16 protein-coding genes are annotated in these 18,518 nt (G+C 46.0%); all 16 read right to left on the reverse strand.

All coding sequences use genetic code 11. The features are described 5' to 3' along the window. Window positions 1-11: 11 nt before the first annotated feature. The 16 genes from R8695_RS14085 to rlmN all read right to left on the reverse strand — a co-directional run bounded on the left by R8695_RS14085 (window position 12) and on the right by rlmN (window position 18,517). The gene (locus R8695_RS14085) at window positions 12-1,124 is read right to left on the reverse strand and encodes an FtsW/RodA/SpoVE family cell cycle protein (RefSeq protein ID WP_154779616.1); all 1,113 of its coding nucleotides are present in this window, start codon (window positions 1,122-1,124) and stop codon (window positions 12-14) included. A 36-nt stretch (window positions 1,125-1,160) separates the two neighbouring features. After that, a complete protein-coding gene (gene murD / locus R8695_RS14090; protein ID WP_118509468.1) occupies window positions 1,161-2,516 on the reverse strand; it encodes a UDP-N-acetylmuramoyl-L-alanine--D-glutamate ligase in 1,356 nt (451 codons plus the stop codon). Between the two features lie 28 nt (window positions 2,517-2,544). Continuing rightward, window positions 2,545-3,501, reverse strand: a complete 957-nt coding sequence (gene mraY / locus R8695_RS14095; RefSeq protein WP_118509467.1) for a phospho-N-acetylmuramoyl-pentapeptide-transferase — start codon at window positions 3,499-3,501, stop codon at window positions 2,545-2,547. A gap of 79 nt (window positions 3,502-3,580) precedes the next feature. Further along, window positions 3,581-5,341 (reverse strand): peptidoglycan D,D-transpeptidase FtsI family protein, encoded by a 1,761-nt coding sequence (locus R8695_RS14100; RefSeq protein ID WP_154779615.1) that lies wholly within the window; start codon window positions 5,339-5,341, stop codon window positions 3,581-3,583. Between the two features lie 89 nt (window positions 5,342-5,430). After that, window positions 5,431-7,671, reverse strand: coding sequence for a peptidoglycan D,D-transpeptidase FtsI family protein (locus R8695_RS14105; protein ID WP_330584966.1), 2,241 nt, complete (start codon window positions 7,669-7,671; stop codon window positions 5,431-5,433). A gap of 8 nt (window positions 7,672-7,679) precedes the next feature. Then, window positions 7,680-8,276 (reverse strand): FtsB/FtsL family cell division protein, encoded by a 597-nt coding sequence (locus R8695_RS14110; RefSeq protein WP_167515438.1) that lies wholly within the window; start codon window positions 8,274-8,276, stop codon window positions 7,680-7,682. A gap of 16 nt (window positions 8,277-8,292) precedes the next feature. Beyond that, window positions 8,293-9,228 (reverse strand): 16S rRNA (cytosine(1402)-N(4))-methyltransferase RsmH, encoded by a 936-nt coding sequence (gene rsmH / locus R8695_RS14115; protein WP_118509465.1) that lies wholly within the window; start codon window positions 9,226-9,228, stop codon window positions 8,293-8,295. A 57-nt stretch (window positions 9,229-9,285) separates the two neighbouring features. Continuing rightward, window positions 9,286-9,717, reverse strand: a complete 432-nt coding sequence (gene mraZ, locus R8695_RS14120) for a division/cell wall cluster transcriptional repressor MraZ (protein WP_118509464.1) — start codon at window positions 9,715-9,717, stop codon at window positions 9,286-9,288. 437 nt (window positions 9,718-10,154) lie between these two features. Further along, on the reverse strand, window positions 10,155-11,093 hold the full coding sequence (lgt, locus tag R8695_RS14125) for a prolipoprotein diacylglyceryl transferase (protein ID WP_118509505.1): 939 nt from the start codon (window positions 11,091-11,093) through the stop codon (window positions 10,155-10,157). A 19-nt stretch (window positions 11,094-11,112) separates the two neighbouring features. Then, a complete protein-coding gene (ychF, locus tag R8695_RS14130) occupies window positions 11,113-12,210 on the reverse strand; it encodes a redox-regulated ATPase YchF (protein WP_118509463.1) in 1,098 nt (365 codons plus the stop codon). A 99-nt stretch (window positions 12,211-12,309) separates the two neighbouring features. Then, entirely contained in the window at window positions 12,310-12,984 is a 675-nt protein-coding gene (locus R8695_RS14135; protein ID WP_118509462.1) for a thiamine diphosphokinase, read from the reverse strand. An 8-nt stretch (window positions 12,985-12,992) separates the two neighbouring features. After that, window positions 12,993-13,664 (reverse strand): ribulose-phosphate 3-epimerase, encoded by a 672-nt coding sequence (rpe, locus tag R8695_RS14140; protein WP_118509461.1) that lies wholly within the window; start codon window positions 13,662-13,664, stop codon window positions 12,993-12,995. Window positions 13,665-13,666: 2 nt separating this feature from the next. Next, complete coding sequence (gene rsgA / locus R8695_RS14145; RefSeq protein WP_118509460.1) at window positions 13,667-14,545, reverse strand: ribosome small subunit-dependent GTPase A; 879 nt, start codon at window positions 14,543-14,545, stop codon at window positions 13,667-13,669. 3 nt (window positions 14,546-14,548) lie between these two features. Beyond that, window positions 14,549-16,735, reverse strand: coding sequence for a Stk1 family PASTA domain-containing Ser/Thr kinase (gene pknB / locus R8695_RS14150; RefSeq protein WP_118509459.1), 2,187 nt, complete (start codon window positions 16,733-16,735; stop codon window positions 14,549-14,551). Continuing rightward, window positions 16,729-17,475 (reverse strand): Stp1/IreP family PP2C-type Ser/Thr phosphatase, encoded by a 747-nt coding sequence (locus R8695_RS14155; protein ID WP_118509458.1) that lies wholly within the window; start codon window positions 17,473-17,475, stop codon window positions 16,729-16,731. Before R8695_RS14155 ends, pknB begins: the two co-directional genes overlap by 7 nt. 1 nt (window position 17,476) lies before the next feature. Beyond that, window positions 17,477-18,517 carry a dual-specificity RNA methyltransferase RlmN gene (gene rlmN / locus R8695_RS14160; RefSeq protein ID WP_118509457.1) on the reverse strand — a complete coding sequence of 347 codons (1,041 nt, stop codon included), beginning with the start codon at window positions 18,515-18,517 and terminating at the stop codon, window positions 17,477-17,479. Window position 18,518: the final 1 nt, after the last annotated feature.

An 18,518-nucleotide genomic window follows, 5' to 3' on the forward strand; every position in this document is an offset into this window, starting at 1 on the left:
TAAAGGGCCTCTTACCTTCTATTATATGCATAAATGCCCTTCCTGTGACTGCTCACCCCCAGTGCCAGCCCCATCTCCCCCAGCAGAAATACTACGGAAGTTCCGCCATAACTGATAAAGGGCAACGTGATCCCTGTATTGGGAATGGTATTGGTGACTACTGCAATGTTCAGGATCACCTGAATTGCCAGATGTCCCATGATCCCACCGCATATCAGCATTCCCGCCAGATCTGCTCCATGCATGGCATTTACACACAATCTCCACAAAAGCAGCCCGAACACCAGCATCAGCAGAACCGCTCCTCCAAGCCCCAGTTCCTCACAGATCACCGAAAAGATCATATCATTCTGTGCTTCCGGAACAAATCCCAGCTTCTGCAGGCTGCTTCCCAGTCCTCTTCCGAAGATCCCGCCGCTTCCTATGGCATACAGTCCCTGGATGGTCTGAAACCCTTTTTCATATTTCTCCGGGTTTCTCCAGATAGCCAGACGTTCCAGGCGGTAGCTCTCAGCAGCCAGAAACACAGCGATAAAACTCACACCTGCCGCCGCCAGTCCTATAAACTGCATATATCTGGGGTTGGAAACGAAGATCAGGATCACACCGATCCCCAGAATGATGATGGCTGTACTCAGATTATTGGAGCCTACCAGCCCCACAATGGGAAGCAAAGTGAACATGATCCTGCACATAAACCAGAACCCTTCTGTATTGTCTGCTCTTTCGATCTGCCAGGTGAGAAACAAAATAACTGCCACCTTGGCGAATTCCGACGGCTGAAAGGATAAAGGCCCCAGGTTCAGCCACCGTTTCGATCCGTTGATCTCCTGGCCGAACAGCAGCACAGCTGTGGAGAGAGCCATGGAAAGAAGATACAGCGCCGGAGCCAGCCGGACAAAAAAGTGGTAGTCCATAATAGAAACCACATACATTGCCCCCAGTCCCAGTGCTGTCGCAAATAACTGTTTCTTAAAATAATAGGCAGAGTCGCCGAAACGTACTCTGCCATTATATTCACTGGCACTGCCAAGTACAGTCAGCCCAAACACGGCCAAAAGTACTACAAGCACCAGCATCGTCATATCTGTTTTGGAAAATCCCGCCTGTTTTCTCTGACTCATCTGCGTCTCCGGAATCATGCCTTATCTATAGATATTCTACAGATTTCTTACATATTCCTTAAACATATCTCCACGCTGTTCATAGTTGTCAAACTGTCCCCAGCTTGCGCAGGCAGGTGAAAGAAGAACTGCATCTCCCTCCTGTGCTTTCTCTGCACATACCTTTACCGCTTCTTCCAGGTTCTCACAGAGAATGATCTCATGGAATCCATGTTTCTCTGCCGTCTCTTTGATCTTTTCCTTTGTCTGTCCGATCAGTACCAGATAACGTACCTTTCCTGCAAAGGATTCGATCCATTCATCATAGCTGGACTGTTTATCATAACCGCCGCCGATAAGAAGTGTAGGGCGGTTCATCGCCTGAATGCCCTTTATGGCAGCATCCGGGTTGGTTCCCTTGGAATCATTGTAATATTTGACTCCATTCTTCTCTGTTACATATTCGATCCTGTGGGCAACTGCTGTAAACTCACAGATACTCTTGCGGATGCTGTCCATGGCAACTCCGTCATAATAGGCCATGGCAACTGCAGCCATCACATTCTCGAAATTATGTTTGCCAAGAAGTTTGAGATCATCTGTGTTTACTACTTCGATCTCTTTCTCTCCGTCTTTCAGGATGATCTTCTTTCCATCCAGATAAATGCCCTGATCCAGCTTTCTTTCACTGGAGAAATATACGACTCTCGGAACAATGTCTTCTCCGAACTTGCGAAGCACCTCATCTTCATAGTTCAGCACGCAAACATCTTCTGTTCCCTGATTCTTCGTGATCAACTCTTTGACACGAATATATTCTTCCATGGTATGATGGCGGTTTAAATGATCCTCTGTAATATTCAGGATTGCAGAAACCTTCGGTGCGAATTCATCGATGGTCTCTAACTGGAAGCTGCTGATCTCTGCAACTGTTACAGAGTTCGGTTTCATTTCCAGAGCCTTGGATGTATACGGTGTTCCGATATTTCCCACTACGAATACAGACTCTCTGGCATCCTGCATGATCTTACCCAGAAGAGCTGTTGTGGTTGTTTTTCCATTGGTTCCTGTGATGGCAAGTACTTCTCCGTCGCCTACTCTGTATGCCAGTTCTACCTCTCCCCATACAGGAATCCCCTGCTCACAGAAACTCTTTACAACAGGAAGATCTGTAGGTACGCCAGGGCTTAAAACAACCAGATCAAGGCTGTCGGCTACTTCCTTCGGAAGTTCTCCGGCATACACTTCTACCTGATAAGTACCGTCTGTTTTATGTACCACTGCCTCTTTATCAATCTCTGCATTTCCGTCAAAAATAACCGGAACTGCGCCTACCTTCGCCAGAAGGTCTGACGCACCGATCCCGCTTTTGCCGGAACCAAATACCAGAACTCTTTTACCCTGTAATTCCATAATAATATTCCTCCTTAAATCCCGCTCTTTATAATGCCAGCAGTGCGATCATGCACATAACAGCAGTAATTACGGAAAATACGGCAACTACTCTTGTCTCAGACCAGCCGCACAGTTCAAAATGATGATGGATCGGAGCCATCTTAAAGATACGTTTGCCATGGGTTGCTTTGAAATAAGTTACCTGGATCATGACGGAAAGTACCTCGATCAGGTAGATCAGACCTACCAGCAGGATAAATAACGGCATCTGCATTACATAAGCAGTACCTGCTACAAATCCGCCCAGTGCCAGTGATCCGGTATCTCCCATAAAAACTTTCGCCGGATATACATTAAACAACAGAAATCCCATAAGACTTCCCACAACTGCACAGGTGATCGGTTCGATGCCTGATTTCATTCCGATGGAAACTACTGAGAAGAAAACAGCTACGATCAGAGTTACGCTGGAAGCCAGACCATCCAGACCGTCTGTAAAGTTTACACCGTTTACAGTACCGATCACTGCGAAAAACAGTACCGGATAAGCCAGCCATCCCAGATTCAGGAAATGTCCGCTCCAGAACGGAATACGCATGGTCAGGGAAATATCTGTATAATTCACAATATAGAACACGAAGATTCCCGTCAGGATCACCTGCAGCAGAAATTTCTGCCATGGAAGCAGTCCGTCAGAACGTTTCAGGACAACTTTCAGATAGTCATCCAGAAATCCGATGATACCGAATCCAAGTGTGAGAAACAGTACCGGAATGATCTTCGGATAATCTCCTACATAAAACAGCGCAGTTACAGCAGTAGCGATAAGAAAGATCACACCGCCCATGGTAGGGGTTCCCGCTTTCTTCAGGTGGGACTGCACACCTTCTGTTCTTTCTGTCTGGCCCATCTTCAGTTTCCTGAGGAAAGGAATGATGATCGGTCCTAATACAACACTGATGGCAAATGCGATCAGCACAGGGATTACAACTTGAAATTCCATTTTACACCTCGTTCATTCTTTCGTTTTTATTAAATTTTTTCTTGATCATTTCCTAGTATAAGGCTTTTTTTTTCATTAATCAACCCTCTGAGGTCTTTTCCGGGGTGATTTCTGCGGTCTTTGCAATTCCCAGATAAGGCAGGATATTTTCGAAGATACTGCGGATCACAGGTGCTGCAATGGTTCCGCCATAATAAATCCCCTGTGGGTCGTGAATGATGCACAGCCCCAGGATCTGAGGATCTTCGGCAGGAGCGAATCCCAGAAATGAGGAAATATAACGATTGGCACTTCTGGGCAGTGTCTGTGAAGTAGCTGTTTTTCCACCTATGGAGTAACCCTCGATCTTTGCATTTTTGCCGGATCCCTGGGATACCACAGTTTCCAGTATTTCCCTGACCTGCTTTGAAGTATTTACCGAAACAACTCCCTCTTTCACAGGATAGGTCAGTTTTTCCCCTTCTGTTCCATCCGGGTTCAGCACGGACACTCCGAAATGGGGCGTGATCCTTTTTCCTCCGTTGATCAGGGAACTTACTGTTGTGGCAAGCTGGATGGGAGTGATCTGGAAGGATTGCCCGAAAGATACAGTGGCCAGTTCCACTTCTCCCATATTTTTCATGGCATGCATGATAGTCCCTGCTTCTCCCGGCAGATCCACACCTGTTTTGTCAAAAAGCCCAAACTGGCGGAAGTATTTATAATACCGTTCCACTCCCAGTCTGAGTCCCACCTCTATGAAGACAGGGTTGCAGGAATTCTGGGCTCCTTCCACGAAATTCTGGGCTCCGTGGCCTGTTCTTTTCGCACAGTGGATCCTTCTGTCTTCCACCACTTTATATCCCGGACAGTAGAACCTGTCATCTTTCGACACCACACCGGCTTCCAGACCTGCAGACATGGTAATGATCTTAAAGGTGGATCCCGGCTCATAAGTATCGTTCAGGCAGGGATTTCTCCACATCTGGTTCAGTAAATCCTGTTTTTTTTCCCCGGTGACTTCTCCACTTTCCGTCTGTGTGTTCAGGGTAAAGGGATCATTCAGATCGAATTCCGGTACATTGACACAGGCGTAGATCTCTCCGTTTTGCGGATTCATCAAAAGAATCGAAACTCTTTCTGCCTGTTTTTCTTCCATTACTTTCAATGCTGCCTGCTGGGCATATTCCTGGATATTTACATCCAGGCTCAGAACCAGGCTGCTGCCCTCTACAGGGTCTTCTCTGGTTTCTCCCAGAGCATCCAGTTCCACGCCTCTGGCATCTGCGGTAGTGAGGATCTTTCCCTGCTTGCCTTTTAATATTTCTTCATATTTTACTTCCAGACCGATGATCCCCTGATTGTCACCTCCTGTGAAACCCAGCACTTTGGAGGCAAGGCTGCCGTAGGGATAATATCTTTTATAATCTTCATCCACTTTCACACCGGAAAGTCCTTCTTCACGAATGGCATCCCCCACTTCTTTCTCCACATTGGTTCTAATCCTTTCTATAGATGAGACTTTTTCTACCCTTTTACGGATCTGGTCTTTTGGCATTTCCAGTTTCTGTGCCAGAAGGGAAATGACTTTCTCCGGCTCTTTGATCTGACTGTGGATCACAGAGATGGTACATACAGTTCTGTTGGAAGCCAGGACTTTTCCTCTGGCATCCAGGATCTTTCCCCTGGCAGCTTTGATATCTCTTTCCCTTTCATGAAGATCCTTCGCCTTTTCATAATAATAATCTGACCGGAAGCACATCAGATAAAACAGCCTGCCTGCAAGCCCAGTGATCATCAGTACACAGCACAGAAATACTACCCAGATCTTTTTCTTATGAAAAGTCATATTCTTTTTCATAAAACAAAAACTCCGCAGAAATCGTCATATTAATATATGAAGATTCTCTGCGGAGATATTCCCTCTGTCTGCCTGTACGGTATTTTCTGTTATTCCAGACCGGCTTCCTCATTGGTAATGCCGTCTGTTTCTGCATTATTATCCTGTGTGGTATCTTCCTCATCATCCTCTGGAGGTGCAGGTGCATCCGGATTGGACACTCCATCCTCCGAAGAATCTGCTGTAGTACTTCCGGAACCTATTGTCAGGTTCGTGGACATTTTATAATTTCCTTCTTCATCCAGAATGTGGTCTCCGTTGGAATCCAGAAGATATCCGTTCTGGTCAATACGGTTGCCGTCCCAGTCGATCAGATTGCCCTCTGCATCCACCAGATTACCGTCACTGTCCAGATCTGTGCCTGTAGCACTTTTCAGATGGCCTTTAAAGCCTTCCCATAATTCCGTCTCCGGTACTGTGCCGTCCTCTGATTCATCCGGTTTCACATTCAGATACGGAAGAAGCTCAGAAAGAATCCCCTGTGCAATGTACTGAGGATAGGTACTGTTTGCCTGGTCGTCTACATTCGGCTCATCTACAACTACATAGATCACTACAGCCGGATCATCCACCGGTGCAAATCCGATAAAGGATACCAGATATTTCATATTTCCACGTGGGTATTTCTCAGCAGTACCTGTTTTACCGCCTGAGCTGTAACCCTGAACCTTGGAATGGCGGCTGGTACCCTGCTGTACACTCAGTTCCATGTAACTTCTGATATCAGCGGAGATCTGTGAGGAAATGGTCTGCTTCAACAGTGTAGGAGAAATCGTTTTCACCGTACTTCCGCTGCTGTCTAATATCTTCGTTACCAGATGCGGCTGATAGTAATAGCCTCCATTGATAACGGAACACATGGCATTGATCTCCTGGATCATGGTACAGGTAAATCCCTGTCCGAAGGCAGAACATGCAAGTTCTGTCTCTCCCATGGAATCTTCTGTATGGATAATACCAGCTCCCTCATTTGGAAGGTCAATACCTGTTCTGGTACCGAAGTTAAACAGACTCTGCGCTTTTACAAACTGTCTGGATCCAAGTCTGGCACCGATCTGCATCATGGCATCATTACAGGAATTGGCGATCACCTCTCCCAGTGTTTCTGTTCCGTGGGCATCCGGCCATACCGCACATTTGATCAGGGTATCGCCGAAAGTCTGTGAACCATCGCACACGAAAGTATCAGATTCCTGGATCGCACCCTTTTCCAGTGCTGCTGCCATGACGATAGGTTTTACTACTGATCCGGGTTCATAGGCATCTGTTACACTGAAATTGCTCCACATACCGTTCAGTGCCTCTACTGTCTCCTCATCGTTCATGGCCTTGATCTCTTCCTTGGAATATACATTGGAAAGATCTCTTGGATTGTTCAGGTCATAACGGTCGCCACCATCCATGGCAATGATCTCTCCTGTGGAAGGATCCTCCACGATCACACCGATATTCTTGGCTCCCATGGCTTCTTTGAAACCGTTTACATATTTCTCTACGATCTGCTGCGCACCGATATCAATGCTTGTCTGGATGCTCTTGCCGTTGTTTGCAGGAATGATGGTCTGTTCCACATCGGAATCATTATTGATATATCCATACTGTCGGCCATCCACGCCAGTCAGTGTGCTGTTGTAATAACCTTCCAGTCCTACATCTGCCACATCCCTGTCAAGAGTGAACCCGATGGTGTCACAGGCTGCATCGTTAAACGGATAGGATCTGAGATAATCTTCCTCAAACCACACGCCTTTGATATTGGCACGTTGTTCTGCCTGTGCAGTCGTCAGTCCGGAATCCACATCTGCCGATTCGTATTCCTCGAACTCTTTCTTCTTATCCATGGACAGCTGTTTCGTCAGGATCTGATACTGGCTTTCCTTTGTTTTATCATCGGAAAGCAGACTGCGGATCTTATTTTCATCAAGTCCCAGCACCTCTGTCAGTGCATTGATGGTAGGTTCTACATAATCCTCCTCCGAGTTAACTGTTTTACAGTCCAGAATCACATTATAAACCTTGTTGCTGGTTGCCAGGATATTTCCATTCCGGTCATATATGTCCCCACGCTTGGCAGGAAGGGTCTGGCTCTGATATTTCTGCTGTGCCTGGCTTAGTACCTGTTTTTTGTATTTGCTGCCGCTGGTGGCATTAATATAGGTAATTCTTGCCGTTAATGCGACTAAAGCCAGTAACACTGCCGAAAACAGCATTACCAGCTTTCTCTTCATATTATAATTTATTTTTCTCTGTGGTTTTTTTCTTGGTCTTCGTTTATTTCCTGTATTACTCAATTACTCACCTACTTCGAATCTGGTACATCCTGATACTGTCTCACATAACTGTTGCCTGAGGTGGAATAAGATACTGTCTGATCATCTGACGGATATTTCATTCCCAGACTTCCCAGTGCAGTCTTTTTGATCTTATTGAGATCTACATTGGAGGTCACCTGACTGTAATATGCGTCATTATCCTCTTTCAACTGTGCAAGTTCCTCCTCAAGGGATGCCACTGTGCTCATCTTGGCTGTAATTTCTGATTTATACCTGAGATATTTCACAGAACAGAAAAGTATGGCAATACACACAACTGACAAAAACACAACGAAACCGACGCCCATTCCAAGGGCTCTCTGTCTGTTCTGCTGTGCCTGTATGCTTAGCTGATGTGGTTGCCTGGCCGTCTGCGTGTGTTGCTGTGTCTGACGGTTTCGACTGGTCTGCGGTCTTTGCTGTGGCCTCTGTGATCTTCCCGGCTGCTGTGGTCTACCTGGCTGTCTTCTCTCCGGAACTTCTGCGAGACGTCTGACCGTATTCCCCTCTACATACATTCCTCTGTTTACTCTGGCGTGATTTGTGTTTCGTCTGGCTGTTTCAGCCCTGGTTGTCTTCGCCATTTCATGCCTCTCTCAATTACAATACTCTCTCAAAAATTCTGAGTTTCGCGCTCTTGGAACGCGGATTTTCTTCCATTTCATCCTCCCCTGGAAGAATCGGTTTTCTTGTGATCACTTTTCCCTTGGATTTCTTTCCGCATACACATACCGGAAAGTCCGGCGGACAGGTACATGGATTCTCGTTTTTACGGAAAATCGTTTTTACGATCCTGTCTTCCAGAGAATGGAAAGTGATGATACAAAGCCTGCCTCCATCGTCCAGCAGATCGATCATTCCGTCCAGGGAATCTCTGAGTACATCCAGTTCCCTGTTCAGTTCAATACGGATCGCCTGGAAGGTTCTCTTCGCAGGGTGTCCCGATTTCACCTGCATCTTCATGGGAATGGATTCCCTGATGATCTCAGTCAGCTCACCTGTGGTAGTGATAGGTCTGATCTGTCTGGCTGCTACAATGTGTTTGGCTATATTTTTCGCAAATTTATCTTCACCGTAATCACGGATGATACGATAGAGTTCTTTTTCTTCATACTGATTAACAATGTCACTGGCTGTCAGTGTCTGGCGCTGATCCATACGCATGTCAAGAGGTGCATCTGCACGATAGGTAAAACCTCTCTCTTCATTATCCAGTTGATAGGAGGATACTCCCAGGTCAAGGACGATCCCATCCACCTTATGGATGTCTCTGGCTGCCAGTTCCTGTACCATGTAACAATAATTGCTGCGAATGATCGTTGCCTGTTTATAGGCGGCTAACCTCTCACTCGCAGCAATTATCGCATCCTGGTCTTGATCTATGCCAATAAATCTCCCCTTGGCAGAAAGTTTTTTACATACCTCACGGGCATGACCCGCGCCTCCTAAAGTGCCGTCCACGTAGATTCCGTCCGGTCTGATGTTCAGGCCCTGGATGGTTTCTTCCAGTAATACAGATTTGTGTTTAAATTCCATATCCGTCTCCTGTCTGGATTCCCTTCACGAACTTTCTTTACACCGTGGTCTGATCCCTCAGATCACAATGCCCATATCCTGCATACTCTCCGCAATGCTGTCCATGTCATCATAATTGCAGTTCTCGCTCCACTTTTCCTTGCTCCATATTTCAATCCTGTTCAGATTACCTGTAAGAACCACATCCTTCTCCAGTCCTGCGAATTCACGCAGTGTCTGAGGTACAAGGATACGTCCCTGCCTGTCCAGCTCACATGTGGTGGCTCCAGCAACAAAGAATCGTGAGAAAGTTCTGGCGTTTTTGTTTGTAAGTGGTAAAGCTCTGAGTTTCAGTTCAAAGGATTCCCATTCGTCCATCGGATAAATGGATAAGCAACCATCAAGTCCCTTAGTCAGTACGAACTCTTCCCCTAAGAGTTCTCTGAATTTCGAAGGAATGATCAGACGCCCCTTCGCGTCGATTGTATGGTTGTACTCACCCATGAACATATTATACTCACCTACTCTCGGGAAATCTGATTCTCCCCCTCAGATTTCCATGGTGGAAAATGAGCTTCTCTGCCACTGCATCCCCATTCTCCACCACTATTCACCACTTTCTACCACTTATGTTCCCATTCTAAACTATTTAAGCCGAAAAAACAAGTGCCAAACCAAGATTTTTAAAATTTAGAAATATATTAACATTTTCGAAATATCCTTTATTTTCGGGTTTTTTTCCAGTTATTTCCATTAAAAAATGGGCTGAAAAACCACTTCAGCCCATACTTAACACCGGAATTTATTAATTTCTATTTAAGGATTCTTTATTTTTGGGATTTCACACCACTTTGAAATTTTTACTCATTTTTTCAAATAAAATCGTTAAAATGCGCAAAACCTGTTCTTTATTTTTGTTAAGAATATACATACCTTCTCACGGTACATTATGAATCCTCTTTCTCTTTTTTCTTCTTTCTCTCCGCCTCTTCCTGCTCCTGCCAGATCCGTTCCCTGCGCTGTCTGCGCATGGTGTCTCTCTTCTTGACCATCACTCTCTGCACAATAGCTGACGGCACAAAGATGACAAACAATACTGCGGAGATCACCAGAGAAACGCCGATCCGTGTTCCGGGAATGCAGAGTTTATCAGTTCTCAGCCATTCAAAAAAGAAACGTCCTGCGCCATAGGCTCCCAGGTACCACATGAACAGTTCGCCCTGAAATTTCTTTCTTCTGCGCAGAGCCAGAAGTACCAGAAGTATCACCAGACACCACAGGCTTTCATAAAGAAATACAGGCTGTACCTGAATATAGGATATTCCGTCTATTGTCAGGAGATTATCCCTCATTGTCCCGGAAACTTCCCCGGAACGTACTGCTGAAAGGGGAAGCTGTATTGCCTGGATCCCACTGGTGTATTCTCCGAAAGATTCTCTGTTAAAAAAGTTTCCCCAGCGTCCGATCACCTGTCCCAGAAGTACTCCCAGACACAGGTTATCTGCCATTTCCCAGAAAGGAGCTTTCACAACCTTGCAGAAGATCACTGCTGCAAGGATCCCGAACAGCAGACCGCCGTAGAAAACATAGCCGCCGTTTCTCAGATCAAAGATCCCCATAGGATTACCCTGATACAGTCCCCAGGAAAAGATCACATAAAACAGCCTGGAGCCAATAACTGAAGCTGCCAGTGAAATGATCGACAGATCCAAATACTTATTGGTATCCTGATGGTTCCTTCCTGCCTCCAGCACCACAAGTCCCATTCCCAGAAGGGCACCTATGGCGATGAGCACTCCGTAAATTGTAAATTCCATTCCGAAGATCGTAAATGATGCAGGCACATATTCCAGCACCAGATTCAGCCCCGGAAAACGTATCGACATTTCCATAATTCACCTTTTATTATACGTTGAAACGGAATAAGATCACATCGCCGTCCTGTACCACGTATTCCTTGCCTTCCATTCTTACAAGACCTTTCTCTCTGGCACCAGCATAGGAACCGCAGTCCAGAAGATCCTTATAATTTACAACTTCAGCTTTGATAAATCCACGCTCGAAATCTGTATGGATCTTTCCTGCTGCCTGTGGAGCTTTGGTACCGATCTTGATGGTCCATGCTCTTGTTTCATCTTCACCGGATGTGAGGAAGCTCATCAGGCCAAGGAGGTGGTAGCTTGCTTTCACCAGTTTCTCAAGTCCGGATTCTGTCAGTCCCAGATCTTCCAGGAACATCTTCTTTTCATCGTCATCCAGCTCGGAAATCTCTTCTTCGATCTCAGCACAGATTACGAAGATCTCACTGTTCTGCTCTGCAGCATATTTGCGCACTGCCTGCACATGCTCATTGCTGGCACCGTCATCTGCCAGGTCATCCTCTGCAACATTGGCTGCATAGATCACCGGTTTCCAGGTAAGAAGATTATAAGTAGTCATCCATCCTTCTTCGTCCTCATTCTCAAGTTCCATTGTGATGGCCATCTTGCCATCTTCCAGATGAGCTTTTACTTTCTGGAGGAAATCAAGTTCCTTGGCAGCTTCTTTATCCATACGTGCTGTCTTGGTCACTTTGGCAATTCTTCTCTCCAGGATCTCCAGGTCAGAGAAGATCAGCTCCAGGTTAATGGTCTCAATATCACGGAGAGGATCAATGCTTCCATCTACATGGATCACATTGGAATCCTCGAAGCAGCGTACTACATGAACAATCGCATCTACTTCACGAATATTTGCCAGGAACTGGTTTCCAAGACCTTCACCCTTGGAAGCACCCTTTACAAGTCCTGCGATATCTACGAATTCAATAACAGCAGGTGTTACTTTCTTGGAATGATAGAAATCTCCCAGAAGTTTCAGTCTCTCATCCGGTACTGTAACTACGCCCACATTCGGGTCGATGGTACAGAACGGATAGTTCGCAGATTCTGCGCCGGCCTTGGTCAGTGAGTTAAATAATGTACTTTTTCCAACGTTTGGTAATCCAACTATTCCCAGTTTCATCTTTCTTCTATATCTCCTTTAAATGTATTGATCTACAATATTTCCAGACACTTTTATTATTTTATCATAACCCCTTATGATGTGCAAGCACCGGGACTTTCAGTCTCTGGACATGATCATCATAAGCTGGCCTGATGTATAAGTTACTCTCGCCTGTTTTTCCCTGATCTCATTGCTGACAGTCAGGCCGCTGTCCGCTGCTGTCAGATGATAACCCCGGAGAGGGTATTTAAAACCTTCCAGCGTCAGGCCATCCACATCACCGCCAATGGAAAAAAACGAAACATACCTGCCGAACTGTTCCTCCCGTTTCAGTACCGTTCCATCCGGGATCAGGGTCACATAATTATACTGATCGATCAGTGATATTTTCGCCCCTTCATTCTGCCCCAGGATCAACAGTCCGAAATTCGCTATCAGGTGATCCACCCTGCGTCCGGTTACGCCCAGAATGGCAATGTCCTTCGCCCCTCTGCCAATAGCCAGGTTCATGGCTGACTGTGTATCTGAATCGTCTTTTTCCGGTTTCAGACGGACGATTTCCATCTCATTTTTTTTACTTTCCAGGAAATCTTTTCCCTCCTGGGAAAGGCTGTCAAAATCTCCCACTGCTGTATCCGGAAGGATTCCCGCTTTTATAAAAAATTCCAGACCTCTGTCTGCTGCGATCAGTTTTATATTTTTTCTTCCTGCCTGATCTATATTTTTTTTCAAAAAATCGAGGGCAAAATCACTGTGGATGTCGCCCCCGCTTACTATTATCGTATCTGTCATGCTGTTCCTCAATCAATTTCTCTGATAATGTCATTCATCCGCTCTTTTGCATGTCTGACACTGGAAGCCAGATCTCCCTTAAATACATAAGAACCTGCCACAAGGAGGTTGGCACCTGCCTTCATTACAGTTTCCATGGTTTCATCATTAATACCGCCGTCTACCTGAATATCTACATTCAGATCCTCAGCATCGATAAGCTCTCTCACTTCACGGATCTTCTCTGTACATTCATCCATGTATTTCTGACCGCCGAATCCCGGCTGTACAGTCATGATCAGAACCATGTCCACATCTTCCAGCATATGGCTGATATCATTTACCGGTGTGGCCGGTTTGATGGATACTCCCGCCTTCACTCCTGCTTCACGAATCTGTTCGATGGTTCTTTCCAGATCTTCGCAGGCTTCTGCATGAACGGTAATGGAATCCGCTCCGCATTCCACGAAATCTCTGATGTATCTTTCCGGCTCTGATACCATCAGATGTACATCAAAAAACAGTTTTGATTCTTTTCTGATAGACTTGATCACCGGCATACCGAAGGAAATGCTTGGTACGAAATCTCCATCCATCACGTCAATGTGGAGCCACTCGATCCCTTCGTTTTCCAAAATTTTGATCTGTTCGCCCAAACGGTTAAAATCTGCCGATAAAATGGAAGGGCACAACTGATACATAGTTAGAATCTCCTTTTCTCTTTTAATTCTTCATACAGCCCAAGATAATCCTCGTATCTGAGACTGCTGATTTTATGGTTTTCCAAAGCTTCTTTTACTGCGCACCCAGGTTCATGGATATGCCTGCATCCCTGGAATCTGCACTGTCCCTCATATTTACGGAATTCCGGGAAATAATCTTTTAATTCCTGTTCTTCCATATCTGTCAGATACAGAGATGAAAATCCGGGAGTATCCATAAGATACGTATCTTCGCCTACAGGGATCACCTGGGAATGTCTGGTGGTATGTTTTCCCCTTTTCAGCTTCTTGCTGATCTCACCGGTTTCCATTTTTACATTCTCCTGGAGTGCATTTGTAATGGAAGATTTTCCCACACCTGACGGTCCTGCCACCACTGTGGTCTTCCCTTTCAGAACCTGCCGGATCTCATCCAGCCCGTCACCCTGAAAAGTACTTGACAGGATCACCTGATATCCGCAGCCTGTATAGGTTTCATACAGAAATTCCAGTTCACTGCTGTCTGCCAGGTCCTTTTTGTTAAAGCAGACCACTGCCGGAATATCCTGTTTCTCCATCATGATCAGGAAACGGTCCAGAAGCATGAAATTCGGTTTGGGATTCTCCATTGCAAAGATCACAAATGCCTGATCTACATTGGCAACTGCCGGACGGATCAGGGAATTTCTACGGGGAAGGATGGCAGTCACACTGCCTTCCTTCTCCTGTATATCCAGAACTTCTATTTCTACATTATCACCTACAAGAGGTTTCTGGTTATCTTTCCTGAAAATGCCTTTCGCCTTACATTCATATATCTCATGGTCTTCTGCATAGATGTAATAAAATCCTGCAATACCTTTGATGATCTTTCCCTGCATGGTCTACTCTGCCTTTTCAAATGTTACAGAATAATCTCCCAGTTTCTGATAAACTCCATTGATCTCTTCATAAAGACAAATGGTTCCCTCGCTGACACCAGGTGCTCCTGTTACATCCAGGGAATACGGGAATTCCACTGTCTGTCCATCCAGGATCGTCGATGCAGTAGGAGTACCGTTTACTGTCTGGATCAGTTCCAGACGGATCGAGCCTCCGGAATATCCTTCCGGTGTATTCAGCGCCTGTGTACATTTCCATACTTCTCCGTTGGCAGCCGCTGTACTCTGCTGTGCGGTGTCTGCTACTGTATCTGTACTGCTGTCTGTATTCTGCTGTGAGGTGGTATCCTGGGATGTATCCTGTGTTCCTGTGCTGACAGTGATCACTACATTGGCTGTATCCGGGTCTTCCCAGCTGTCTGCTTCCGGTTCCTGGCTGATAACCTCGCCGGCTGCCACATCTGTGCTCTGTTCTTCCTTGACTTCTACATTCAGGAATTTGCTGAATTTGGTAACAGCATCGTTCTTTGTCAGTCCTACTACATTCGGAACCTGAACGCTTTCACCGTAATCGATTCCACGGCTTACTGTCAGGGTTACTGTGTCTCCTGATGATACAGATGTACCTGCTTCAGGGCTGATGGAATCTACATATCCCAATTCAACCATTGCATTACCGTCATCATCCACTTCAGAATACTCTTTCTGTACCGTAACATTCAGTCCCATATCTTCCAGTGTCTGCTGTGCATCAACGCCAGTCCGTCCATCCATATCCGGAATGGTTACCTGCTGAGCGCCTTTGCTGATATAATACTTGATGGTTGTGTATGGTTCCACCTTGCTTCCCTCTGGAATATCCTGGGAAGAAATGGTTCCTTTTGCCTGGTCAGAAGCTTCCTCACCCATTGGCTGGATGCCAAGCTTCATGTCGTTAGTGATTGTTTTTGCTTCTTCTTCTGTTTTTCCTCTCAGATCAGGAACAGTTACCATTCCGTCATCTGAATCAGACTGGGCTGTCTCTGTCTGTTCTGTCTTCGTGTTCTGTGTCTGTCCGCCGATGAGTCCGGATGCCTTTCCGATCACCAGGATAAGAGCGATCAGGATCACAACTCCCAGGATCAGCACCGCAATAGTCAGGCCATGTCCTCCGCCTGATCTGCGCTTCTTCTCTGAACGGCTATTTTTCCTGTGACGGCCTTCTTCCGGCTCATCGTCATAATCTGTCTCATTAAACTCCTCTTCCAGTGCCTCAGGTTCCGGTTTGGAGACCTGCTTCGGCATATGCTTGATCTCTCCAAGCTCTTTATCTGAAATAACTACTGTTTTCGCATCTGTATCCACAGAAGTCAGGGTAACGAAATCTCCCTGAGGATCAATGAGGGAATGCTTCAGATCTGCGATCACATCCTCCATGTTCTGATATCTGCGGTCTACACTCTTCTGTGTACATTTCAGTATGATCTGCTCCAGGCTGTGAGGCAGCTCCGGTGTGTAAACACTTGGCGGAACCATCTCTTCCTGAAGATGTTTGATCGCAATGGCTACTGTAGTGTCACCGTCAAAAGGTACTTTTCCGGTTACCATCTCATAAAGGGTGATACCCAGTGAATAGATGTCACTCTTCTCATCGCTGTAACCGCCCCTTACCTGTTCCGGTGAGCTGTAATGGACGGATCCCATTACATTGGAACTGATGGTATTGGAAGACGCAGCACGGGCAATACCGAAGTCTGTCACCTTTACTTTACCGTCCATGGAAATAATAATATTCTGGGGTTTCACATCACGATGTACGATTCCGTGGCTATGAGCAGCTTCCAGTCCCATGGAAACCTGGATTGCAATACTGGTAGCCTCTTTTACAGAGAGCTTTCCTTTCTTGGAGATGTATTCTTTAAGAGTGATCCCTTCGATCAATTCCATTACAATGTAATAGACGCCGTTGTCATCTCCTACATCAAATACATTTACAATATTGGGGTGTGTCAGAACTGCTGCAGCCTGTGCCTCACTTCTGAACTTGCGGATAAATGTTGTATCCTCCCGAAATTCCGGCTTAAGCACTTTCACTGCAACAAAACGGTTCAGTTTATGATCCTTCGCCTTGTATACATCTGCCATTCCGCCGGTTCCTATTTTGCCTAATATTTCATAGCGTTCTGCTATGATCATTCCTGTCTTTAACATTTTTTCACCTCATTTGCGAATGGTTCTATCAATACAATTGCAATATTGTCCTTGCCGCCGTTGCGGTTTGCTTCACTGATCAGAGCCTGTCCTCTTTCCTGCAGATCTCTGTCTGTATCGGAAATGATCTCTCCGATCCTATCATCTTCAACCATATTGCTCAGTCCATCCGAGCACATCAGAACCACATTTCCCGGTTCCAGCTTCAGATCAAAGAAATCCACATCTACAGTTCTTTCCGCCCCAAGCGCTCTTGTGATGATATTTTTATCCGGATGGTTCCTTGCCTCCTCGGCATTAAGCTCTCCCATCCTTACCATCTCCTGCACCAATGAGTGATCTTTCGTTATCTGCTGAATCTGTTCTCCTGCCACGTAGAGCCGGCTGTCGCCCACATTCGCCACATAGGCATAATGCCCCACTATCGTAGCAGCCACCATGGTGGTACCCATTCCTCTCAGCTTTTCGTCCTTCTGTGCCTGAGTAATAATTTCAGTATTTGCACTTTCGATCGCATGCCGGATTACTTTCACAGGGTTGAAATCCGCATCCTCACGAATCTCTTCCACCACAATACCAACAGCATGGGAAGACGCATAATCCCCGGCATTATGTCCCCCCATGCCGTCAGCAACTACAAACAGATTCGGAAGATTTCCAACCGGGTCAGCAGAGGCGAACACATAATCCTGGTTCATCTTCCGCTTCTGCCCGACGTCAGTAGCTGAATATATCCTCATGTCACTTCTCGCTTTCTGTTTTTTCCATATAGCTTTTTCTTAACTGTCCACAGGCACCGTCAATATCGCTGCCCATTTCCCTTCTAATAGTAACATTTATTCCACATTTTTCAAGTTTTATTTTAAAATTCTCCACAGCCTGCCGTGTAGAACGCACATAGGAACGCTCCTTGATAGGATTGACCGGGATCAGGTTTACATGGCAGTTAATATCACGGATCCTGCCGGAAAGTTCCCGGGCATCTTCGTCACTGTCATTTACCCCTGCCACCAGGCTGTACTCAAAGGTGATCCTTCTTCCGGTCACCTGGAAATAATGCCTGCATGCTTCCAGCACTTCATCCATAGTATATTTATTGGCAATGGGCATCAGTTCCTTTCTCTTCTCATCATTCGGTGCATGAAGGGAAAGAGCCAGCGTCATCTGAAGCTTCTCTTCTGCCAGCTCATAGATCTTCGGAACCAGTCCGCAGGTAGAAACTGTAAGATTTCTCTGGCTGATATGAAGTCCTCCGTCTTCTGTAAGAATATGTATGAAACGGAGAAGATTTTCATAATTGTCCAGCGGTTCCCCTGTGCCCATCACTACTACGTTGGATACCCTTTCCCCTGTCAGGGACTGAATCCTGTAGATCTGATCCAGCATTTCGGACGGTTGCAGGCATCTGGTCAGCCCGCCGATGGTAGAAGCACAGAATCTGCATCCCATCCTGCATCCTACCTGTGAAGAGATACAGACGGAATTTCCGTGCTTATATCTCATAAGAACGCTCTCGATCACATTGCCGTCTGTCAGGCGGAACAGATATTTCTGGGTTCCATCCAGCCTGGAAGTCTGGACATCCACCACTTCCAGTGCTGTAATGGGATATTCTTTCAGTTTTTCTCGCAGACCTTTGGAAAGATTGGTCATCTCATCGTAAGAGGTCACCAGATGTTCATGAAGCCAGCTGTAGATCTGCTTTGCCCGAAATGGCTTATCTCCCAGAACTGTCATCAGTTCTTTCAGTTCATCGATAGTCATTGACTTGATATCTGTCATA

This window comes from Blautia luti, from assembly GCF_033096465.1.
GTDB classification, from domain to species: domain Bacteria; phylum Bacillota; class Clostridia; order Lachnospirales; family Lachnospiraceae; genus Blautia_A; species Blautia_A luti.